The organism is Treponema sp. OMZ 788 (genome assembly GCF_024181245.1).
GTDB lineage: Bacteria > Spirochaetota > Spirochaetia > Treponematales > Treponemataceae > Treponema_B.
This window is the reverse complement of the sequence record NZ_CP051199.1, coordinates 75,893-96,485: the sequence shown is the minus strand read 5'-3', so window position 1 is coordinate 96,485 and position 20,593 is coordinate 75,893. Positions and strand designations below refer to the sequence as shown.

The following is a 20,593-nucleotide window of genomic DNA, read 5'->3' as shown; positions in this document are numbered from 1 at the left end:
TCTTTAATATATCCAACTTAAAATGAAAAATTTATAGATATAAATATGTTTGCAATACAATATACACACAAAATGTCTATAATATCAAGAGATTTTAATATTTTTGGGAAAGATTCTATAAAAAAGATTCGAATAATTTACCGAAAAGGAGACCCCAGCCGTCAACCATAACAAAAAGAATCAATTTAAACGGCATAGAAATCTGTACAGGGGGAAGCATGATCATACCCATCGACATAAGTATACTGGCTACAATCATATCTATAATAATAAACGGAAGGTATAAAAATATTCCGATTTGAAAAGCTATTGTAAGCTCATGCAGGATAAAGGCAGCAATTAAAATATGAGTCGGCACATCTGCAAGTGTATTGGGTTTAGGCAGTTTAGACATGGCCATAAATGTGCGGATATGTGCGGGATTTTTTTGCATTTGCTTGTACATAAAATACCGCATCGGCTTTTCTGCCTCCCTATAAGCCTCTTCTATTCCGATTTGTCCCTGACTCATAGGCTTATAAGAATTATTGTAGATCTGGGTAAAGGTCGGCCACATAATAAACAGGGTTAAAAAGAAGGCAATGCCGTTTAAAACCTGAGTCGGCGGCACTTGCTGAAGCGATAAGGCCCTTTTCACAAAGTCTAAAACAATACTCAACCGCAAAAAGCTCGTCATCAATAACAAGATGCTGGGAGCTATCGAAATAAGGGTAATAAAAACTAAAAGCTGAACGGAAAAGGCAACATCCTGATTTGTCGAAGGCTCTCTTATCGAAAAGTCGATAAAAGGAATTCTTCCGGCCTGCCTGTTAGGATCGGCATCAGTTCTTCCGGGAATAGTTCCATCGGGAAAAGATGCTTGCGAGAATACTTGAACCGGAATAAAAAGAATCATACCGAAAAAGATTAGAATTAAAAGCTTTCTTTTCATTCTGTTTCCTCCGGTACACGAGCCTTAGCTGCATTACTAAGCCTTTCTCTTTGTGCTTCAAAGAAACTTGCATCAATGCCCTTGTTTTTAGCACCCTTAAAAACAGATGACAGCATAGAAGCAAAATCTTGTCTGGGAGCAGAGCTTCGTCTTTCTGCATCCAAATTCATGGTATCGACAAGGGTTTTATCTTCAACTTCCCCTATCATGTTTATACAAGAATCCGTAACACCTACAATGTAGGCTTTTTCTCCCAAGGTAACCACATGAATACTTTTGCCTTGAGCAAGAGTAATTGAGGCAACGCTTTTTAAATACGGACTATCGGAAGAAAAAGAAAGTGAGGACTTTTTTAAAAATTTCAGCACAACATATGCCAAAATACATACTATAACTAAGGAAACAAGAACCTGTAACAGGTTTGAAACAGGCGATTGAGCTCTTTCTGCAACATTCAAATCAAAGGCATTTTCATTTCCGGCAGGGGCAGTATTTCCCTCATTTCTTTCGACATTTTCCTTTGTACCTGCATCCAATAAAATTCCCGATTCAGAAGGTAATGAATTATCGTTTTTAGAAACTCCGTCAGTTTCTGCAAACAACGACACCGACAACAAAAAGAAAAGAATAAAAGACAGCTTTTTCCCCAAGCTCATTAAAGGCCCCCACCCGATTTTTAGTTTTATATATCCGCAATACGCTCAGCCGGAGATAAAATCTCGGTTATACGGACACCGAAACTTTCTTCTATAACTACAACCTCTCCCTTGGCTATAGGCTTGTGGTTTACAAGAACATCTACAGGTTCACCGGCAAGTTTATCAAGCTCAATAATATGCCCTTCACCCATTCCAAGGATTTCTTTAATCATGCGTTTTGTTCGTCCCAATTCTACGGTCATTTCCATGTAAACATCCATGATAAGACCGATATTACCCTGCTCCTCCTGACTTACAAAACCCTGAAGGGGCGGAAATTGAACAGGCTGAACACTGGCGCCCATTCCCATTTGAGGCATCATGCCCATATTATTCATAGCCTGCATACTTCCTCCTTGCTGAGGCGATCCTTGGGGCATACCGGAACCGAACATTTGCTGTGCAGGGCCGCCTGCTTGCATAGCCCCCATCTGCATTCCGCCCATCATTCCGTTTTGCATTGCACCCATATTTTGCATACCTCCCATTGCAGCCATACCCTGCATTCCGGCATCACCGCCGGCACCTTGCATTGAAGGATCAGGGCCTGCAATTGTAGAGGCGATTTTATCGACAACATCCTCAGGAAGAATCTCCCACAGTTGATATGAAGAATCATCCAGTTTCACATTATAAGTTATGCTTACAAAGTTACGCTGAGGTAATCTCATCATCGCCTTAGGAACATGCGAAGATTCTGCCGGAGCAGATGAAACACCGGCAAGTCCGGCACGCTCAAGGTAGCTAAGCTCAGTTCCTACATATTGAGCTATTGTTTCACTTATGACCGAAAGGGCCATGTCATCTATTTCTACGCTGTCTTCATGGTTTACCAAGCTGACTATTTTTTTTGCCAGCTCAGGGCTCATCATAAAGGCGTGATCACCGCTCATTGATCCTGAAAAATCTATGAGGGTTGCAACAGTCATTTCGGATACTTTTCGTAAAAATGTCTCTCGATCGGAAAGCTCGATAACCGGTTCAGAAATACTGACATTTTTACCTGTCATAGACTCTAAATTAGAAGATAGACCCGGTATATTTTCTTTTGTAAATTGAAGCATGGCAGTTTTTTTAAAACTTGCCAAATCATCGCTTGCACCTGCAGCAGGGGCCGGTGAAATTCCGCCTCCGCCTACTCCGGATAACAAAGCATCTATTTCGTCTTGAGAAATTGAACCATCACTCATACAACTCATCTCCTTCCGATGTTAATTCTTCGAATTCATCACCGCTAATATCTTCTATTTTTTCCAAAATCTGAACTGCCAGTTTTTTACCCTTTACACCGGGCTGGCAGGAGAATTTAGGCCTGCTTCCTACGGTAAGTTTAAAGGGATCTCCAACTCTGACATTCGGTAGGCGCACAACATCTCCTGCCCTCAAGTTAAGGACATCCCTGATTGAAACGTCCAAGGAACCGACTTCGGCTACCATGTCAACTTCAACGGTAGAAAGCTTATCCTTAATGGCCGCCGCATATTGGCCTGTCGAGGCCCTCCTAACCGAAGAAAACCAAAACTGTGTCGATAATTTTGATATAATCGGCTCAAGGGTTATATAAGGAAGACAAATATTCATCATTCCTTCTTCTTCGCCGACCTTAGTTTCCAATGTTACCAAAAGTACCATTTCGGAGGGGGTTACAATCTGAACAAACTGAGGGTTGGTGTCTATGTTTCCCAAACGCGGGCGTAAATCTACTACAGTAGTCCATGCTTCCCTCATATTTGCAAGGATGCGTACTATAACGCCTTCCATAACAGAGCTTTCGATTTCGGTAAGTTCTCTTTGAACCTTTGAACCCTGCCCCTTACCGCCGAATAAGCGGTCTATAATCGAAAAGGTAACAGAAGGGTCTATTTCCAAAAGAGCACTAGCCCTTAAAGGATCCATGTTGATAATCGCCAAGGTTGTCGGCGTAGGTATTGATCTTATAAATTCTTCATATGTAAGCTGTTCTACAGTTGCTACGTGAACATGAGCCATGCTTCGCAGCTGAGCGGAAAGAGAAGTGGTTGTAAGACGGGCAAATGTTTCATGCATCATCTGTACCGTCCTCATCTGCTCCTTAGAAAATTTGTCGGGACGCTTAAAGTCGTAAATTTTTATTTTACGGGTGTCATTGACGGCACGAAAATCTTCTGTATCCGTATCTCCTGAGCTTATTGCGGTGAGAAGCTGATCTATTTCATCCTGTGAAAGAACTTCTGTCATGGCTCTCCTTTCCTTTATTGTTCAACAATATCGTATTGCGTGAATCGAACATCCTTTATTTTATTTTTTGTAAGTACATTATCGTTTATTTCGTGTTTTATTTCAATCTTTATTTTTTCTTCCTGCTTTAATTCTGCCGTAGTTTTATTTTTAAAATAGGAACGTAAAAAGTCTATGATTTCGACCTTCCTTGCGGAAAGCTCCTGAGGTGTCGACTTATCGTTGTTCGTATATCCCAAGGCAACATCAACTATCAAGGTTGCAGGAATTCTATCTGCCGTGTGCACCTTCAAAACACCTATTGCCTGATACCACTGCAAAACATCCCTTGTTTCACGGTATTCCTCGGAAACCGGAGATATTGAATGAGATGCACCTCTTTTATCTCTTATGTTCATTGTAATAACTACAACGGTAACAATGAAGATTAAAGCAACCAATACAATAGCAACCCATTTTATCAACATGGTTATAAGACCGCCGCCTCGTTTTTTGGTATCTACAGATGAGCCCATATTTTCCTGAATATCATCGTCATCCATTAAGTCATTATCAGCCATAATTTTCTCCTTACTATTATAATCGGCACATTTTTATTTTTACTAAAAGTGTGCATCATCAAGAATAATTATATCAACCCTTCTATTGTAAGCCCTTCCTTCTGCCGTATCGTTAGAAAAAATAGGCCGTGTATCTGCATAACCCGCTACAGAAAATCTGGATTCTTGAGCTCCGAAATCCGTTAGACTGTGCAGAATATTTATCGCCCTTGCAGATGAAAGCTCCCAATTACTTTTCCATAAGGCCGGATCCGTTACTCCGGAATCGGTATGCCCTTCAACCCTGAACCTATGAGCCGCCAAATCAGGTGCGGATAAAAATTGAGCAAGGTTTAAAAGAGTGTCTCTGGATTCGGCAATATTAAGCTCTGCACTTCCAGGGTAAAAAAATACATCGGATGCCAAACTGATTACAACTCCCCTTTCATCGCTTGTAACAGCAATCTTATTTGTTTTTATTTCGGGAGAAAAAAGAGAAACAGCCTTTTTTAAGGCGGTTGAGAGCATTTTTCCTTTTTCCATTGAGGGCATGGAGCTTATGGTGTTTCCGAGGTCTGAAAGTCTGCCTGCAGAAACGGAAAAACCTCCGCCTGTAGGATCACCGCTTATTGACGCAGAAAGAGCCAAGAGCTGAGTTACATCAACCTCAGACGGCTCAAAAAGCATTACGAAAAAGCAAAGCATGAGAGTAACCATATCTGCATAAGTAGTAAGCCAACCGCTTCCCGCGGCTCCTGCCCCTTTTTTCTTTTTCCTAGCCATTTTAATCCTTTAAGACTTCAGCTTCTATCGATTTTCTATCGGCAGGTGTCAGGTATGTTACAAGCCTTTGAGCAAGAATTCTAGGGTTGTCTCCGGCCTGAATTCCAAGTACACCTTCTATAATCATTTCTTTTGATTTTACTTCCATATTGTTTTGGTAGGTAAGTTTTGTCGATATAGGAACAAAGAGCCAGTTTTGCAGCAACGAGCCGTACAAGGTCGTAACAAGAGCCGTTGCCATATTAGGTCCGAGAGCACTTTTATCGTCCAAGTTTAACAACATACCAATAAGACCTATAACCGTTCCCAACATACCGAAACCGGGAGCAAGAGTCGCCCAAGCGTTTACAAGCGATATCCATGTATTGTGCCTCTCCTCCATTTGGTTAAGTTCGTTTTCCATAAGAGAGCGGATAGCCTCGCCGTCTATACCGTCAACAACATTACGTAAGCCGGAACGCATAAAAGGATCTTCAAAGTCTTCAATTTCTTCTTCCAAAGCAAGCAAACCTGCTCGGCGGCTTTTTTCTGAAAGGGCTACGAAACGCTGAACAAGGGCTTTTTCTCCGTAATCGGTAACCTTAAAAACCCGGCCCATAACCTTAAAAATTCCTATAGTATATGAAAGAGGATATGTCAAAAACAAACACATATAAGAACCGCCAAGGGTAATAAAAAGTGAAGCCACATCCACAAGACCTCCGGCAGAACCGCCGAGGATGGCACCGAATGCAACAACTCCTATACCTCCGAATACTCCTATAAATGACGCTATATCCATATCTACCCCTTTTTACTTCTACTACAACTCATTTTTAAATACGCCGATTTTACGGCGGTACGCGACTATTTTATCCAAAATTTCTTCAGGAGTTTCCTTAATGACATAGTACTTTCCTGAAAGCATTTGCAGCGTAACATCGGGATTACACTCAATAGTTTCAATTTGATGAGGATTAATCCAATATTTTGTTCCGTTTAGCCGCGTTACCTGTACCATAAATAATACCCTACATTATACCATACTATCGTTTCAAGTTCAAGACTGTTTCAAGCATTGTATCTGAAGTTTGTATTGTTTTAGCACCTGCCTGAAAGCCTTTTTGAGTTACGATCATATCTACAAATTGGTCGGTTAGATCTACGTTACTCATTTCGAGGGTTCCGCCTATCAGATAACCCTTTCCGACAGTTCCGGATGTAGAAATATTGGCTATGCCTGAGTTATTGGATTGAACATAGGTGTTCTGCCCTGCTTTTTCAAGACCGCCCTGGTTGGCAAAGCCTGCCATGGCTATCTGTCCAAGTTCCTGTCTTACACCGTTTGAATAAACACCGGTTATAACACCGCTTTGATCGATTCTAAAGTTTTCAAGATAGCCCATTCCGTAACCATCCTGCTGGTAAGCCTTTGTAGTACTCTTATCGGAAAATTGTGTTATGGTGTTTTTTGATGTACCTATTTCGCCTAAGTTTACATCCAAGGTCTGTCTGGCCGGAGCTCCGCCTTCTTCAGGGTTTGCTCCCACAACATTGAATGAAACTTGAACGGAAACCTTACCTGCCGGACCGCTTACATTTCCGGCCGTATCTGTAACGGAAGCCAGATGTCCGTTATTGTCAAAACGGACTATAAAGCTGTTTTCAACACCGTCGGTTGTTCCCATTCCGGCCCTTGTTGCTGAAGCTTCTGCATTTGCAGGATCGACATTTACTGTTGCCCTCCATGCGTTGACCTCTCCCGGAACCCTTGCAAAATCAATTTGAAGTTCATGGGCTTCACCGAAGCTATCATAAACTTTAAATTCGGTAGACCATGTAGATTCTAAAATCTGTGCTCTGTTCGCATCTGCGGGCAATTCCGGCAATCTCTTATCAAGGTTACAAGAATAATCTACGCTTGTAGTGGCCTTTGCATCTATTTTTTGGCCGATCGGAATACTCAAATCTTCTGTTTGACCTGAAGTATTGATAAGTCTAAGACCTTCAACTTCTTGTGCCATCCAGCCCTGCACCCTCATTCCGTTTGCGGGGTTTACCAAGGTTCCGTCTCTATCAAGTCCGAATGCTCCGGCCCTTGTATAAAAAGTTTTTTCTCCATCTTTAAGAACAAAAAAGCCGTTTCCCTGAATTGCAAGATCTGTGTTAACGCCCGTTGTCTGCAAGGCTCCCTGAGTAAAGATTGTGTCGATACTTGCTACCATCATTCCCAAACCGACTTCTTTGGGGTTTACGCCTCCAAGTTCTTCGGTGGGACGGGATGCTCCGCTTAACTGCTGAGAAATTAAGTCTTGAAAGTTTACCCTTCCTCTTTTAAAACCTGTTGTATTTACATTGGCAACGTTATTTCCGATAACGTCCATCCTTGTTTGGTGATTTTGCATTCCGCTAACGCCGGAAAATAGTGATCTCATCATAATTATTACCTCCTAATTGTTTTCTGCATAAACTGTTTTAACGGCAGACCAGTTGTACCAGTTTCCGTTTACCATAACTTCCGGGTTTATACCGCGTGTTGCGGCTGAAATATAACCGGAAACTTTAGAAGAACCTAAATCAAGGTCAACTTTTTTGCCGATGGCGTTTACAGCCGAGGAGCCTGTCATAAGCTCGTTTAAGGCGGCAAAGTTTTTGTTCATGTTGGTCATCTGTTCAAGGGATGAAAATTGAGCCATTTGCCCGATAAATTGAGTGTCTTCCATCGGGGATGTCGGATCCTGATGGGTTAGCTGAGCAATTAATAGCTGAAGAAAATCGTCTTTTCCAAGCTGCTGTTTCGGAACCCTTGTTTCAGCAAAATTTTGTTTGTTTAATGTGTCAACCTGTAGGCCTAAAAGAGCTTTTTCCTCAGGACTCATCTCGGACTTAAAGTCTTTCATCATCTCCGCCTGCTCACGAGCCGCGGTTATCATACTGTTATTAACATTGTTTACCTGCATAAATACCTCTTTAAGCTAAAATATCTACAGTCGGACCATAAACATAACTGTAGGTACTCAAATTATCGGCCGTTTTTTCAAGCTGCCTTAAATCTTGCTTCGAATTTTTATATGCAAATCCTGAAAAAGATTCAAAACTTTCGGCAAAACCTTCTTGGCTGGAAGCTCCCGACCAATCTAAATTAAATTCCGCAAATTCAAAGCCGTTTTCTTTAAATTCTTTAGCCAAATTATCCAAATTTTTTTCAAAGGCATCGTAGGCTTCTTTAGAGGCGACAGTTACTGTTCCGGTAACCCTTTTCCCCTCACTCAGCTCTAAATTGATTTTTACGGCTCCAAGATTTTCAGGTCTTAGATGAAGCCTGATTTCTCCTGCGTTATTGTCGCGAAGAACGATTTTTCCGGCTTGTACAAAGTCTGCTGCAGCATCCCTTATTTCTTGACTCAACATTGCAGAAAAAGTTTGACTCGTTTTTTGAGTTTCGCTTCCGCCTTGGGTGTTTTGCAAATCGGAGCCCTGAGCCGTATTTTGGGCCTTACCGCTAAAATCGATTACCATATCGACGGAGTTATCGGTTTCAACCCGCGATTCGGAAGCTGTGGTGTGAACAGCAGCATCTGCTTGAACAGAAGGCATTGAGCGTAAATCTTCTACAGAGATTTTAGGTTTAGATTTGGAAACCGATTTTTTGTTTAAAGTTTCCTGCACCGCTTCAGTTTGAGGAGAAATCTTTTTAGGTAAATCTTTTTTATCGGACTTGGATAAAAGACTCAATTTTCCGGCCTGTTCCGCCTTTTCTTCGTCAAAAGACTCAGTTTTTTTCTTTTCAGGTTTGCCAAGCTTTTTTAAAGCTTCATCGGAAATAAGAGTATGACTTTCATCTTTTCCCTCTTGAGGCAAAAAGTCCTTTATTTCGTCTTTAAAATCTTCATTAAGAATTTTAAGACTTAAATCAGGCATATCTTTTTGCAGCTTTTTGTCCTGAAAATGTTCTAAATGAGGCTTTTGAATTTCGTTTTTTGGCTTTTTTGTTAAGTCCTTAGACTCTTTTAAATAAGCTTCTTTGGAATTCGGCAGATTCTCGGTTTTGTCTGTCTTAAAAACTATGTCTTTATAGACAGGGTCTTTAACCGAAATTTCCGTGTTCTGCCTTCCTGCTTCCTTTTGAAGCGATGAATCCCTTATTTTGTCTTCCCTAAGACGGGCATCTTCAAATCGGGCATCATCAATCTCCTTGCTTCCATCCTTGGCGGCGGCAATCATCTTTTTGATCATTGCCAGGAATGAATCTCCATTTCGTACAGGTTCCGCATCAGCTCTTTTAATGTTCCTAGGATCATCTCTTTCCGGCTCTTGCACCGGCAAAGCCTGTATACGAACATCAAGTGCTTGCATATGAACCTCCTATGTGTTTCTTCTATTGTTACTTCAATAAATTTTCGGCTTATTTTTCAGGCAGGTTTAGGAAAAAAGAGCTTGCAGCTAAAGAAAAATACGAGAGGTATGTCGAATGTGAAAGGAATGAATTATCCTCTTGAAGATATTTATACAATCACAGGACTTTCTGAGGAAGAAGTAGGAAAATTATAGACTATAATTTTTACGTCCGATTTTAACTACCACTAATTGAAAAAAAACGGCAATAGGTGTAAACTCCTCATTGAGTAAAAAACTTTTTGGAGGTTTCTTTATGAAAAATATAAAGATTGATTTTGATGTTTTGGAAATGATGGTTTTCTTTTGGGAAAGTGTAGCCTCAAAGGATAAGATGGGTGATGATTACTTTGTAAGCATTGCCGAAAAGCCGCAGATGGAAGTTGTTTACAACGAGGATTTTTCTAAGGATTCCGTCCGCAGGGTTATGTCTGCAATTTCCAATAGGGAAAAACTTAACAACCGCACGATGAGCGAGAGCCGCTTTTGGAATAACAATATGTGGATTTTGGAAGACTTACAGACCATGCACAATATGATGGCTCCGATTAAGACCTTAAACCTTGCAGAGCTTACCGAAAAGTACAAGGCTTCAGCAAAATTCGATGAGATCGAGCTCATCTTTATTCCTGCCCACGCAGAAGAATTCTACATAAAGGGAAATAAGATATATATTAACTTTTTTAAACTTATTCCGAATTATGAAGACCCTAAAGATATTAAGATTTCGGGCCTTCCTTTAAAAGAATATGTAATTAAAAGGATTGAAGCCCTATTGAACTAAGGGCATGACAAAAAAGGGTTGCGGCTTGGGCGACATTTAAGCTTTCCACATTGCCGCTTCCCTTTATTTTTACAAGGTGGGAGCAAAGCTTTTTAGCTTCCTCGCTGATTCCCCTCTCTTCATTTCCTAGAACAATTACGCAAGCCTCATCCTTTTCGATCAATCTGGCCATGTCGGCTATTTCGTGGTGGGCTTTTAAGTCGGTTCCTATGCAGGTGAGCCTTCCGCGGCACTGGCGTAAAAACCAAGCAGTTGACGAGACCTTAAAGATGTTTACAAATTCCATTCCGCCTTGTGCTACCCTGTAAGCCGAGGTAGTAATTGAAGCCTGTTTATCTTCCTTTGTTAAAACTATGTTTTCAATACCGAAAAAGGCTGCACTCCTTATTATTGCACCTAGGTTATTTGCATTTCCTATTTCATCTAGCATCAAAACCTGAGCCCTATTTTGGGCCCAAAGGTTTATCGTTTCATGTTCCAGCACAGGGATTTCAGGCTCAAAAATCATCGCCGTTACCCCCTGATGATGCACCGATTCGGAGAGCCTTTCCAACTCATCATCGGCTACTATTCTATATAATCTCTTATTGGAAGCCAAATACTTACAAACCTCGCCGAACTGTTTTGCTCTTTTTTCCGAAAAAAACAGGCGTGAGATTTTTTCGGGATGATGTTTTGCCAAGGCAAGGCAGCTTTCAAAGCCGCAAACCGGCAATTCTTTTTCAAATTTTTTACCCATGTGCTCATCATACACCAAAAGCAGAATATATGGAAGCGGAGTAGGTAATTTAAACAGCTTGCGGTTTTAGCTTGAATAGATTTTTTATTTTTGTTAGAATAAGGATCTTATGAAAAAAGCATGTATTTTTGATTTGGACGGAACCTTAACCAATTCCCTTTACTCGATAGCTCATTTTTTAAATGCTGAAACGGCCAAGTACGGCATATCGGCTGTCGATCCGGAAGAATTTAAAATTTTAACCGGCAACGGAGCAAGAAAGCTCGTACAAAGAGTGCTTGAATGCTCAGGAAAAAGCGGCAAAGAATTGGAAGAAAAAATCCTTAAAGGTTATAATGCAGCCTATGATGCAAACCCTGTTTATCTTTGTGAAGCCTACCCCGGAATCAAAGAGCTTTTAGCCGGCCTAATCAAAAACGGAATTTCGGTAAATGTGCTTTCGAATAAACCTCACTCGACAACCGAAAAGGTTGTTAAGACCATCTTCGGCGAAAACACCTTTTCGTGCATCTTGGGAGCCCGGGATTCGGTACCCCTGAAACCTGACCCCGCAGGCGTTTATGAAATTTTAAAAATGCTCAATCTCGAAAAAGAAGATTTTCTTTACATAGGAGACACGGCAACGGATGTTCAAACCGGAAAAAATGCAGGGCTTTTTACAATAGGCGTTTTATGGGGTTTTAGAAAGCGTCCCGAATTGGAAAACGCAGGAGCTGATGCAATAATTTCAAGCCCTGAAGAAATCCTAAAGATTGCCTTAGCGTAAACCTGTAATCTGCCGTCAATTTCTATAGGCTAGACTCTGCTTACACTCCCAATATAAGAGCTGCTCCGGCACAAATAAGAGGAATCAGTATATTATCAAAATCTTTTAGAGGCAGGGCTTCCGTTCCTGCAGCGATGCCGGCAATAAACAAGCTTTTTACAAGACTCAGACTTATTACGAAGGTAGAAATAAAAACCGCCATAAAACAGGCTATGCTTCCTGCTATGGTTTTATCTTTGGAAATATTTAGGTGATGCCTTCCCCAAAATTTTCCGACAAGGCTTGCAAGGCCGTCGCCTAGGGCCAAAGCCATAATTCCTATACTTGCATCCTTAAACGGAAAGATAAGAAGAGTGCTGATAACCCCAACCGAAAGGGTTACGGGACCTAAGACAAATTTTCCCTTATCCCTTTCTCTTGCTGCAAAGCCTGTAATACTTGAAATCATAAAAATTTTATAGCCCCTTAATCTTAAAATTTCAAAAACTATATAAAGGCATGTTATTACGGACAAGGCTAAAACCGTGGGATAAAAAAAGTATCTTGCAAAGAGGGGAACAAGGGCCGTGCAAAGGTGAATAGCTTTACGGAAAGCTTCCTTTACCAGATCTTCAACCCTTGCATTTTGAGAAAGCTTTTTATACCGTAGATCTCTTAAAAACCTCATAGGCTAGAACATTCCTGCACACAAAACTGCAGCAATCTTAAAATAGATAATCAAACTCACAGTATCTACAATGGTTGTAATAAGAGGGCCTGCCATAATCGCAGGGTCAAGTTTAAACTTTTTTGCCATAATGGGTAGAAGGCCTCCCGTAATCTTTGCAATAGTTACGGTTGCAACAAGGGTAACACCTACAGTGAGGGCTACCATAGGATTCTTCCCTCCGAGGAAAACCGATTTTAAAAAACTAAAAAGGCCTAAGATAAGACCTACCAAAACGGCAATGCCCAGCTCCTTAAAAAATACCTTTTTCCAATCCTTTAAGTCGATTTCTCCTGTGGCTAAACCGCGGATGATAAGAGTTGAAGACTGATTTCCCGAATTTCCTCCCGTGTCCATCAGCATGGGAATAAAGGCTGTTAAAATAGTCATAGAAGCAAGCAAGTGGGTATAACGCTCGATTATAGTTCCCGTAAATGTTTCTGATACCATGAGCAAAAGAAGCCAGCCTATTCTGTGCTTCGCAAGTTTAAAAATTCCGGTTTCAAGGTAGGTTTCTTCGTTGGGCTGCATACCGGCCATCCTCTGAAAGTCCTCGGTAGCCTCCTGTTCCATAACATCCATTATGTCGTCAACGGTAATAATACCAATGAGGCGGTTTTCGTTATCGACAACGGGGAGGGCCAAAAAGCCGTACTTCTTAAAAGTGAAGGCAACCTTTTCTTGATCATCATGGGTGTTCACGCAGATATACTCTTTATTAAAAATCTGCTCAATCTTTTTATCCCCATCGGCAAGCACCAATTCTTTTAAAGAAATAAAACCTTCAAGAATGCGGTTTCGGTCGGTAACATAGCAGGTGTAAATGGTTTCGCTTTCCAAGCCTATCTTGCGGATATAGGCAAGAGCCTGCTCGACGGTCATTCCTTTTTTTAAGCCTACGTACTCGATGGTCATAAGGCTTCCCGCCGAATCTTTTGGATATTTTAAAAACTGATTTATGAGCATCCGCTCTTCTCTGCCCGTATTTTTTAGGATTTTTTTTACGACATTTGCAGGCATCTCTTCAACAATATCTACCATATCGTCCAAGAAGATTTCATCCAAGATGGAAACCAGCTCCCTGTCTGTAGCGGCAGCTATAAATTTACTTTGCTGTTCTGTAGGAAGGAGGGTAAAAACTTCGGCTGCCATGCTCTTAGGCAGCATTCTGAACATAAGAATGGCATTTTGTGCCGATTCGGCCTCAAGAAATTCGGCTATATCTACCTCGTTTAAATCGGCCAAAAGCCTTTGTACTTCAATATACCGTTTTTCGGATAATAAATATTCGATTTGTTCAAACTTATTTTCTTCCAATTCCATAAGATACCCTCCGAACGATATAATTCTTGAGAGTATATCACATTTTTAAGAAAAAATATAGGGGAGGAAAAAAAGCTTATACAGCTATTCGAGTTTTTTATATTAAATTAGTCAACAATTTTTAAATTTTACCATTTATTACAAACTTTTTATACAATAATTATGAAAGGGGAAAATTTTTCTTCTTTTAAAAAACTATTAGAGAGATTAAACATGGAAAAACTATTTAAAATCACTCTCCGTAACGACTATGCCTTTAAACGAGTGTTCGGAGTAGAGGAAAACAAAGACATTCTTCAAGATTTTCTGGAATGTATTTTGGACATTCCACCTGAAACCATCGCAGGCTTGGAACTTCTGGATAAGGAGTTTCATAGGGATTCGATAACCGATAAAACGGGTGTTTTAGATGTAAAACTACGCCTAAAAAACAATACCATTATCGATATAGAAATTCAAAACAGGTGGAACAGTGAGTTTGCTCAAAGAACTATCTTTTATTGGGCTAAAATGTATACGGAAAACTTAAAAACAGGTGAAGTGTATACAAAATTGCCTAAATGTATTACAATAAACATAGTGGGTGAAGGTTTTAATTTGAACAATCTGATTCACAGTGAGTATAATGTAGTAGAGAAGCACTTGAACGACAAACTTTCTGATAAACTTGAAATCCACTTTTTAAACTTAGCCAAGATTGAAGAACAAGAAAATATTGAACAGGATGAAAAGAAAAAAAAACTTTATAACTGGTTGAAGTTTATTGAAACCGATGATAGGGAGGTCCGTAATATGTTAGCCCAAGAATCACCGATGATGGCAAAAGCAAATACAACTATTGAAATAATGGAAATGAGCCCGAAAGAAAAATGGCTTTATGAAAGCCGAATGAAATACGAACATGACAAGGCTTCTTGGAAACATGTTGGTTATCAAGAGGGGATTGAACAAGGAGCCTACCAAAAAGCTCTTGAAACAGCGGCTGCTTTTAAAAAACTTGGAATTGATATTGATAAAATAGCCCAAGGAACAGGTTTAAGCATTCAGGAAATCCAAGCCCTATAAAAATCGGCGTTTTTAAAATGAACTTATATGGCAGGTTTAAGCCCAATGGCCCTATCCCCAAAAGCCGTTGTTTGCAAGGAGAACGGCTAAGGCGGAGGTAAGGGCAGTTTCGGTGCGGAGGATGCGTTTCCCCATTGAGTAAGAAACAAAGCCTTCAGCTAAAAAGGCTTCCCGCTCGTTTTGAGTCCAGCCCCTCTCGCTTCCGATTGCTATAGTTAAATCTTCCCCTTCCTGCATCTTAAACGTAGAAAGTGATGGAAAGGCTCCTATGTCGAGAAGAACCTTGCTCCCTTTGAACGAGGAGTCTTTTAAATCTTTTAAAGCTTCTTTTACCGAATTGCAAAAAGAAAATTTAGGCATTAGGGTTTGGCCTGCTTGAGAGATTCCGTCGATAATGTATTTTTTTATTTCTTCGGGGCTTGAAAGGTTTGACTTTAAATAGGACTGCTCTCCCAATTCCGTTCCGCATAATATGATTTCTAAAAAGCCCAAACTAGCCGCATCCCGCAGGATACGCCTCAACTGAATGGGTCGTGGAAAGCCCAAGATTATTTTTATCGGAGGAAGAGTGAGCGGCTTTCTTTCAATTTTACCGGTTCTATTCGGAGAAAAAGAAAAAACTATTTTTTCTTCGGAAAGGTGAGAGATAAGAGCCTTTCCTATGTTTCCGTTTATAAGACCGGCCTTAAAAACATCGCCTTCCTTTAGGTGCAAGACCTTTTTTATGTGCTGATAGCGTTCATCGTTTTTATAAAAAACGCAGCACCTATCTTCGGTATTTTGAAAAAATCTTTCTTCAATTAAATCGGATAAATCGGAGTTTACGCAATAAGATTGTACGCAATCATCGTTTAAAAAATCATCGGCTGAAAACAAAACAATATTCATATATGGTTTCCTAAATTAAGATGAGCTTCCGGCACAATCATCCAGTTCGGCTTCGGTTAGAATCGAATAGTCATAGCCCTGTTCGGCCAAAAACTTTTGACGCTTTTCGGCAAAGCCCTCTTCTATGGTTTGGCGAGTTACGATGCTGTAAAAATGAGAATCGCATTCCTTAGGGCGCAAGATTCTGCCCAAACGCTGAGCCTCCTCTTGGCGGCTCCCGAACACACCCGAAACCTGAATAGCAACCGAGGCATCGGGCAAGTCGATGGCAAAATTTGCAACCTTAGAGACCACCAAAACCTTTATCTCCCCCTTTCTAAAGGCATCATACAAAACCTCCCTTTCGGCATTTGTATTTTTTCCGGTGATTAGGGGAGCGGCTATTTCTTTTGCAATTGTCTCAAGTTGGGAAAGGTACTGCCCGATTATAAGGGTCTGATTTTCCTTGTGCTTGGCCAAAAGTTTTTTTACTATTTCGATCTTTGCAGGATTTTCACTTGCAATGCGGTGCTTTTCGCGTGTTGTGCCTACGGCATACTCTATCTCTTTTGAGGGCGCAATGTTTACGCGGATTTCGGTACAATAGGCCCTTGCTATCCAGCCCTTTTGTTCAAGGTCCTTCCACGGCACATCAAAGCGTTTTGGCCCGACAAGGCTGAATACATCTCCCTCGCAGCCGTCTTCCCTCACAAGGGTCGCAGTAAGCCCAAGCCTTCTTATAACTTGAAGCTCGGCCGTAATTCTAAAAACGGGAGCAGGCAATAGGTGAACCTCGTCGTAGATTATAAGACCCCAAGCCCTTTCCCTAAAAATCTTAAAATGAGGAAAGGCCGCCTCGGTGTTAGGCCTCCAAGTGAGCACCTGATAGGTAGCTATCGTAATAGGCCTTATCTCCTTTACCTCGCCTGTGTATAAGCCTATATCTTCTTCGCTTATATTTGTCTTATCCAAAAGCTCCCGTCTCCACTGGTAAACGGCAGCCACATTGGGAGTAAGAATAAGGGTGCTTGTTTTAAGAAGGCTCATCGTGAGCATTCCGACTATAGTTTTTCCTGAACCGCAGGGAAGAACAATAGTGCCGAAGCCCGTTCCTGCCGACTTATCTCCAACAAAGGAAGAGGCCGCATCCCTTTGATAATCTCTGATTTCAAATTCGGCCCCGCTCGAAGTTTTTTCTTTTAGAGAAATGTCCAAGGGCTCGCCGTCGCGGAGGGGAACCTCATCTTTAACTGGCCAGCCCTGTTTTAAAAGAGCCTGCTTTACCGTTCCCCTGTTTAAAAGAGAAATCAAAAAGAAGTTTTCTTCATTAGGGTCTTCTATTAGATATTTTGAAAGAAGCTTACTGCTTTTTAGTTCTTTAAAGATAAGAGCATTTTCAGCCTTTAGCCGCAAGAATTCCGCCTCAACAGTTTCGAGATTTGCAGCGCCGGTTTCTTTTTCTTCGATAACATCATTATTGTTCTCTTGAGGTTTTTCGAGAGGGAGAAGCTTTATCTTCCCGTAACGGCCCATAGTTTCTTTCATCCAAACCAAGATCGATTCGGGAACCTTAAAGCGGGAAAAGCCCGTGAGAGTTTTCATGATAGAATCGGCTGAAAGCCCGACACCTGCCGCATTCCAAAGCGAGAGGGGAGTCAGCCTGTAAGTGTGAAGATGCTCAGGCGACTTTTCAAGCTCTGCAAAGGGTATAAGGGCAAAGCGGGCCTCATCTGCCTCGGGGTCGTGAATGTCCAAAAGAATGGAGCGGTCTCCTTGAATTATAAGCGGTTTTGATTCTTGCATAGCCTGATATTATACACGTTTAAAGGGGGCAGTTCAAGTTAGGGGAAATGACAAAGAGCGAAGGACAAATGTCGAATGACGGTTTTATAATGCAAATACGAGATAAATTTATTTATATAAAATATAATAAATTTGACAATAATTATATTTATATGTATAATAATCTTGCGGAGGCTTTGTATGAATGCATTAAGAACTGTAGATTTATTGGATTCAATTATTCCCATCAGCAGATTTAACAAGGGAGAAGCAAATAAGATTTTTTCTGAAGTAAAAAAAACGGGGTGAAGATTGTTGTAAAAAACAATGTACCCGAATGTGTTTTAATAAGTCCTGAAGATTATCAATACATGGTCGAGGAATATGAAAATGCCGTTCTTTTATCCGAAGCAGAAAAAAGAATGAACGAAAAAACAAAACCTATCTCTCACCAAGAACTTATGAAACGATTAGAGCTTACAAATGAAGACCTGGATGATTTGGCAGGAAAGAGAAAGTTTTAATACAGCTACCAAGCTATCCCATCAGCGGCTTCGCTTATTGATGCATAGGTTTTAAGAGAAGTAAAAACTATTGCGGCGTTGCCCAAGAGCTCGGCGTCGGCTATTTGCAGCACCTTAAATTCTCTGCCCGTAATTTCGGCCTTTAGTTCCCGCCAAAGTTTGTTATTGGCCTGCCCGCCCGAGATTGTATACACGGGGCGGAAGCCTGCGGCCTTTTCAAGCAAATCCATTCCTTCCTTTACCTTAAAGGCAAGAGCCTCGATGATAGCCCTTCCTTCCGCCTCATTTTGTTTATGGGGAGAGATAGTATTTATACTGTGCACAAATGCATCAAAGTCCATAAAACTCCCCCCCTGCTTCTTTATATATTCATAAAAAAGACTGCCCGAATTTTCGATTATGTACGAAAGATTCCAAAGGTCAGGAATGGGAGAAGGAAGAAGGCGTAAGCCTTTCAGTTTGGAGCTTTCAGGAGGAGCTTCGATACAGATATTTATTCCCTCGCTTGAACCGGCCCTGTCGCAGGCCCTTCCCGGCTTCAAGGTGTTTGTCCCGATGAGGGCCGCTATAAAATCGGGAGGCCCTGCAAACACAGGGATGTTACGGTAAAGGCCGCAATGCTCTCCTAGGAGAACAAAGGGCGGAATCTTTTTTTTAGGTATTGATAAGGCCTTTAGCTCTTCATCCGACCAATAAGCGGATACATATCTCTTTTCTGGTAAAACCGTTACTGCATTTTTTGTAAGCTTATAAATTAAATATTCAGGGCCCGATAAAATATATTTTGCATTATCAAATATTTCGGGATAAGAACTTCGGAAAAAATCCAAGCGGGGCAAAAAGATGGATTTACCGTAAAGAGGATTTTTCTCCTTGGAGTTTCCGTTCAAAGTGACGGAAGATGTCTTGTTCCACAAAAGCAAAAAATCCCTGCTTTCGTTTTTTTCGGATACGGCGACCAAGCTCGGCCCGTTCCCCGAAATGCAGATACCGCAGATCTTAATACTATTGCTTTCCGCAAAATCGGATAAATATTTAAAGAGATTTTCAAAAGAAACAAGCCATGTTTCGGCTTCAAGGTTTTGAGGAAAAAACAAACGGCCTTGTTTATAGACCTTGCCGTCTTCGGCTATAAGGGCACCCTTTAGGGAAGATGTACCTATGTCAAAGACGGCTGAGCAAAAAATCATTTTTTAGGAACGGCAGGATTTTTTAGCAATTTTTCGATAATATCCCTGTTATCGAGGAGGCTCGAAAGGGAGAGGTTTTCATGAAGCCGCGTAATAACTTGAGCAAAGAGGCCTGATACATCGGTTTCAATATACCATTCCTTTTGTCTCAACTCATTATGGTGCACGGCGTTTGTACCTATGACCCTGTAAAAAAGCCCCTTGGAATAAGCCTCATCAAATTGCTGGATGGCATCTCCCGTAAAGAAGGGAAGACTTACTGCAGCTATAACCTTTTTTGCTCCCTTGCTCTTCAAGAATTCCATAGCCTTTAAAAGAGTGCCTCCCGTACCCAACATATCGTCTGCGAGGAAGGCGTTTTTTCCTTCTACATCGCCCAAAAGCTTAATGCTTATTATATTCGACTGTTTGGCATTTTGGGTAACGACGGAATAATCCCTTTCCTTATATATCATGGCGAGGGGTTTTTGCAAGCCGGAAGAATAGAATTTATTTCGGTCGACAGCCCCGGAGTCCGGAGAAACGACTACAAATTGTTCTTCCGAATCTGCACTTAAATCTACTATTCTTGTAAGCTCTCTAATAATCTGATAACTTGCATGAAGGTTTTGTAAGCGTGCGGAATGGAAAGAATTTTCAATTTCGCGGGAGTGGATATCGAGGGTTATAATCTGCTCTACATCCAGGTCTTCATAAATATGACCGAGTAAGCTGGCCGTCAAACCTTCCCTTCCCTTCTTTTTATGCTGGCGGCTGTAAGGATAAACCGGAAGAACCAAGGATATTCTTCCAGCACCTGCATGGCGAACTGCATCTATGGTTACGATGAGGGACATAAGGTGATCGTTTACCGAAAAGACAACCTTATTTTTTCCTTCGTTGATGGTAATTTCCTGCTTGTTTTCAACATCCTGAAAAATATAAACATCTTTTCCGCGGACTGTTTCAAGGAGTTCCGTTTTAAATTCCCCGTTCATAAAGTATGTAAAGCGGGCATCTACCTTAAATTTCGGTACATGGATTTTATTTGTATCCTTATTTACAGACATCCTGCCTGCAAACAAATCGCTATAAAAGTTAAACTTTTGAATCATATCCTCAGCGGAGGTATTGTACCTCTTTGCAAGTTTTTCGCTTTGCTGGTACAACTTACGGGCATAGATATGCTTCAAATTCCTAATCGTTAAATTTGCAAACTCTTCTCCTCCCGGACAAGCAATAATTGCGAGGTTATTCGATTCAAGATAATTCATTTTGCCTCCAAAAAGAATGTAAAAAAATTTTACTGACCTTAATCTATCACTT

General features: G+C 40.9%; 23 protein-coding genes. 5 read left to right on the top strand and 18 right to left on the bottom strand.

The genetic code is table 11. The annotated features are described in order from the left end of the window. Positions 1-115: 115 nt before the first annotated feature. Genes fliP through E4O00_RS00385 form a run of 11 tightly spaced genes read right to left on the bottom strand, consistent with a single transcriptional unit; the run spans position 116 to position 9,503 of the window. Positions 116-931 carry a flagellar type III secretion system pore protein FliP gene (fliP, locus tag E4O00_RS00435; protein WP_253678020.1) on the bottom strand — a complete coding sequence of 272 codons (816 nt, stop codon included), beginning with the start codon at positions 929-931 and terminating at the stop codon, positions 116-118. Further along, on the bottom strand, positions 928-1,587 hold the full coding sequence (gene fliO, locus E4O00_RS00430; RefSeq protein ID WP_253678019.1) for a flagellar biosynthetic protein FliO: 660 nt from the start codon (positions 1,585-1,587) through the stop codon (positions 928-930). The genes fliP and fliO overlap by 4 nt, the downstream gene beginning before the upstream one ends. A 26-nt stretch (positions 1,588-1,613) precedes the next feature. After that, entirely contained in the window at positions 1,614-2,819 is a 1,206-nt protein-coding gene (gene fliN / locus E4O00_RS00425) for a flagellar motor switch protein FliN (RefSeq protein WP_253678018.1), read from the bottom strand. Further along, positions 2,812-3,846, bottom strand: coding sequence for a flagellar motor switch protein FliM (gene fliM / locus E4O00_RS00420; protein ID WP_002666990.1), 1,035 nt, complete (start codon positions 3,844-3,846; stop codon positions 2,812-2,814). The genes fliN and fliM overlap by 8 nt, the downstream gene beginning before the upstream one ends. Before the next feature lie 14 nt (positions 3,847-3,860). Next, entirely contained in the window at positions 3,861-4,406 is a 546-nt protein-coding gene (locus E4O00_RS00415) for a flagellar basal body-associated FliL family protein (protein WP_253678017.1), read from the bottom strand. Positions 4,407-4,448: 42 nt separating this feature from the next. After that, a complete protein-coding gene (gene motB / locus E4O00_RS00410) occupies positions 4,449-5,168 on the bottom strand; it encodes a flagellar motor protein MotB (RefSeq protein WP_253678016.1) in 720 nt (239 codons plus the stop codon). 1 nt (position 5,169) lies between these two features. Further along, on the bottom strand, positions 5,170-5,949 hold the full coding sequence (locus E4O00_RS00405; RefSeq protein ID WP_253678015.1) for a motility protein A: 780 nt from the start codon (positions 5,947-5,949) through the stop codon (positions 5,170-5,172). 21 nt (positions 5,950-5,970) lie between these two features. Beyond that, positions 5,971-6,168, bottom strand: a complete 198-nt coding sequence (locus E4O00_RS00400; RefSeq protein ID WP_253678014.1) for a flagellar FlbD family protein — start codon at positions 6,166-6,168, stop codon at positions 5,971-5,973. A gap of 25 nt (positions 6,169-6,193) precedes the next feature. Further along, positions 6,194-7,585: a flagellar hook protein FlgE gene (gene flgE, locus E4O00_RS00395; protein ID WP_253678013.1), complete on the bottom strand. Its 1,392-nt coding sequence runs from the start codon at positions 7,583-7,585 to the stop codon at positions 6,194-6,196. Between the two features lie 12 nt (positions 7,586-7,597). After that, a complete protein-coding gene (gene flgD, locus E4O00_RS00390) occupies positions 7,598-8,107 on the bottom strand; it encodes a flagellar hook assembly protein FlgD (RefSeq protein ID WP_253678012.1) in 510 nt (169 codons plus the stop codon). 10 nt (positions 8,108-8,117) lie between these two features. Continuing rightward, entirely contained in the window at positions 8,118-9,503 is a 1,386-nt protein-coding gene (locus E4O00_RS00385; protein ID WP_253678011.1) for a flagellar hook-length control protein FliK, read from the bottom strand. On the opposite strand from E4O00_RS00385, the gene E4O00_RS00380 reads away from it, so the two are divergent. Both E4O00_RS00380 and E4O00_RS00375 read left to right on the top strand, forming a co-directional pair. Beyond that, on the top strand, positions 9,504-9,698 hold the full coding sequence (locus E4O00_RS00380) for a hypothetical protein (RefSeq protein WP_253678010.1): 195 nt from the start codon (positions 9,504-9,506) through the stop codon (positions 9,696-9,698). It abuts the gene before it with no gap. Positions 9,699-9,798: 100 nt separating this feature from the next. Continuing rightward, positions 9,799-10,326, top strand: a complete 528-nt coding sequence (locus tag E4O00_RS00375) for a TDE2712 family protein (RefSeq protein ID WP_253678009.1) — start codon at positions 9,799-9,801, stop codon at positions 10,324-10,326. On the opposite strand, the gene E4O00_RS00370 is transcribed toward E4O00_RS00375, so the two are convergent. Then, on the bottom strand, positions 10,298-11,065 hold the full coding sequence (locus E4O00_RS00370; protein ID WP_253678008.1) for a TrmH family RNA methyltransferase: 768 nt from the start codon (positions 11,063-11,065) through the stop codon (positions 10,298-10,300). The genes E4O00_RS00375 and E4O00_RS00370 overlap by 29 nt on opposite strands. Before the next feature lie 109 nt (positions 11,066-11,174). On the opposite strand from E4O00_RS00370, the gene E4O00_RS00365 reads away from it, so the two are divergent. Beyond that, complete coding sequence (locus tag E4O00_RS00365; RefSeq protein WP_253678007.1) at positions 11,175-11,831, top strand: HAD family hydrolase; 657 nt, start codon at positions 11,175-11,177, stop codon at positions 11,829-11,831. 40 nt (positions 11,832-11,871) lie between these two features. Here E4O00_RS00365 and E4O00_RS00360 read toward each other — a convergent pair whose 3' ends face one another. Beyond that, on the bottom strand, positions 11,872-12,498 hold the full coding sequence (locus E4O00_RS00360; protein ID WP_253678006.1) for a diacylglycerol/polyprenol kinase family protein: 627 nt from the start codon (positions 12,496-12,498) through the stop codon (positions 11,872-11,874). A gap of 3 nt (positions 12,499-12,501) precedes the next feature. Beyond that, complete coding sequence (gene mgtE / locus E4O00_RS00355; RefSeq protein ID WP_253678005.1) at positions 12,502-13,860, bottom strand: magnesium transporter; 1,359 nt, start codon at positions 13,858-13,860, stop codon at positions 12,502-12,504. 213 nt (positions 13,861-14,073) lie between these two features. On the opposite strand from mgtE, the gene E4O00_RS00350 reads away from it, so the two are divergent. Then, positions 14,074-14,925, top strand: coding sequence for an Rpn family recombination-promoting nuclease/putative transposase (locus E4O00_RS00350; protein ID WP_253678004.1), 852 nt, complete (start codon positions 14,074-14,076; stop codon positions 14,923-14,925). Positions 14,926-14,976: 51 nt separating this feature from the next. On the opposite strand, the gene E4O00_RS00345 is transcribed toward E4O00_RS00350, so the two are convergent. Next, complete coding sequence (locus E4O00_RS00345) at positions 14,977-15,813, bottom strand: 16S rRNA (uracil(1498)-N(3))-methyltransferase (protein ID WP_253678003.1); 837 nt, start codon at positions 15,811-15,813, stop codon at positions 14,977-14,979. A gap of 15 nt (positions 15,814-15,828) precedes the next feature. Further along, positions 15,829-17,595, bottom strand: coding sequence for a DNA repair helicase XPB (locus E4O00_RS00340; protein ID WP_253678002.1), 1,767 nt, complete (start codon positions 17,593-17,595; stop codon positions 15,829-15,831). 284 nt (positions 17,596-17,879) lie between these two features. On the opposite strand from E4O00_RS00340, the gene E4O00_RS00335 reads away from it, so the two are divergent. Continuing rightward, the gene (locus tag E4O00_RS00335; protein ID WP_253678001.1) at positions 17,880-18,098 is read left to right on the top strand and encodes a hypothetical protein; all 219 of its coding nucleotides are present in this window, start codon (positions 17,880-17,882) and stop codon (positions 18,096-18,098) included. Between the two features lie 5 nt (positions 18,099-18,103). Here E4O00_RS00335 and E4O00_RS00330 read toward each other — a convergent pair whose 3' ends face one another. Beyond that, positions 18,104-19,288: an FGGY-family carbohydrate kinase gene (locus E4O00_RS00330; protein ID WP_253678000.1), complete on the bottom strand. Its 1,185-nt coding sequence runs from the start codon at positions 19,286-19,288 to the stop codon at positions 18,104-18,106. After that, a complete protein-coding gene (locus E4O00_RS00325) occupies positions 19,285-20,541 on the bottom strand; it encodes a ribose-phosphate pyrophosphokinase (RefSeq protein WP_253677999.1) in 1,257 nt (418 codons plus the stop codon). Before E4O00_RS00325 ends, E4O00_RS00330 begins: the two co-directional genes overlap by 4 nt. Positions 20,542-20,593: the final 52 nt, after the last annotated feature.

Bases quoted from the DNA above. Each gene is read 5' to 3' on its own strand.
- E4O00_RS00385 (WP_253678011.1), bottom strand. From the start codon at position 9,503: ATGCAAGCACTTGATGTTCGTATACAGGCTTTGCCGGTGCAAGAGCCG.
- E4O00_RS00325 (WP_253677999.1), bottom strand. From the start codon at position 20,541: ATGAATTATCTTGAATCGAATAACCTCGCAATTATTGCTTGTCCGGGA.
- E4O00_RS00360 (WP_253678006.1), bottom strand. From the start codon at position 12,498: ATGAGGTTTTTAAGAGATCTACGGTATAAAAAGCTTTCTCAAAATGCA.
- E4O00_RS00350 (WP_253678004.1), top strand. From the start codon at position 14,074: ATGGAAAAACTATTTAAAATCACTCTCCGTAACGACTATGCCTTTAAA.
- E4O00_RS00330 (WP_253678000.1), bottom strand. From the start codon at position 19,288: ATGATTTTTTGCTCAGCCGTCTTTGACATAGGTACATCTTCCCTAAAG.
- E4O00_RS00415 (WP_253678017.1), bottom strand. From the start codon at position 4,406: ATGGCTGATAATGACTTAATGGATGACGATGATATTCAGGAAAATATG.
- E4O00_RS00405 (WP_253678015.1), bottom strand. From the start codon at position 5,949: ATGGATATAGCGTCATTTATAGGAGTATTCGGAGGTATAGGAGTTGTT.
- E4O00_RS00345 (WP_253678003.1), bottom strand. From the start codon at position 15,813: ATGAATATTGTTTTGTTTTCAGCCGATGATTTTTTAAACGATGATTGC.
- motB (WP_253678016.1), bottom strand. From the start codon at position 5,168: ATGGCTAGGAAAAAGAAAAAAGGGGCAGGAGCCGCGGGAAGCGGTTGG.
- flgE (WP_253678013.1), bottom strand. From the start codon at position 7,585: ATGATGAGATCACTATTTTCCGGCGTTAGCGGAATGCAAAATCACCAA.
- fliN (WP_253678018.1), bottom strand. From the start codon at position 2,819: ATGAGTGATGGTTCAATTTCTCAAGACGAAATAGATGCTTTGTTATCC.
- fliO (WP_253678019.1), bottom strand. From the start codon at position 1,587: ATGAGCTTGGGGAAAAAGCTGTCTTTTATTCTTTTCTTTTTGTTGTCG.
- E4O00_RS00375 (WP_253678009.1), top strand. From the start codon at position 9,799: ATGAAAAATATAAAGATTGATTTTGATGTTTTGGAAATGATGGTTTTC.
- mgtE (WP_253678005.1), bottom strand. From the start codon at position 13,860: ATGGAATTGGAAGAAAATAAGTTTGAACAAATCGAATATTTATTATCC.
- E4O00_RS00380 (WP_253678010.1), top strand. From the start codon at position 9,504: ATGAACCTCCTATGTGTTTCTTCTATTGTTACTTCAATAAATTTTCGG.
- E4O00_RS00400 (WP_253678014.1), bottom strand. From the start codon at position 6,168: ATGGTACAGGTAACGCGGCTAAACGGAACAAAATATTGGATTAATCCT.
- flgD (WP_253678012.1), bottom strand. From the start codon at position 8,107: ATGCAGGTAAACAATGTTAATAACAGTATGATAACCGCGGCTCGTGAG.
- E4O00_RS00340 (WP_253678002.1), bottom strand. From the start codon at position 17,595: ATGCAAGAATCAAAACCGCTTATAATTCAAGGAGACCGCTCCATTCTT.
- E4O00_RS00370 (WP_253678008.1), bottom strand. From the start codon at position 11,065: ATGGGTAAAAAATTTGAAAAAGAATTGCCGGTTTGCGGCTTTGAAAGC.
- fliM (WP_002666990.1), bottom strand. From the start codon at position 3,846: ATGACAGAAGTTCTTTCACAGGATGAAATAGATCAGCTTCTCACCGCA.
- fliP (WP_253678020.1), bottom strand. From the start codon at position 931: ATGAAAAGAAAGCTTTTAATTCTAATCTTTTTCGGTATGATTCTTTTT.
- E4O00_RS00365 (WP_253678007.1), top strand. From the start codon at position 11,175: ATGAAAAAAGCATGTATTTTTGATTTGGACGGAACCTTAACCAATTCC.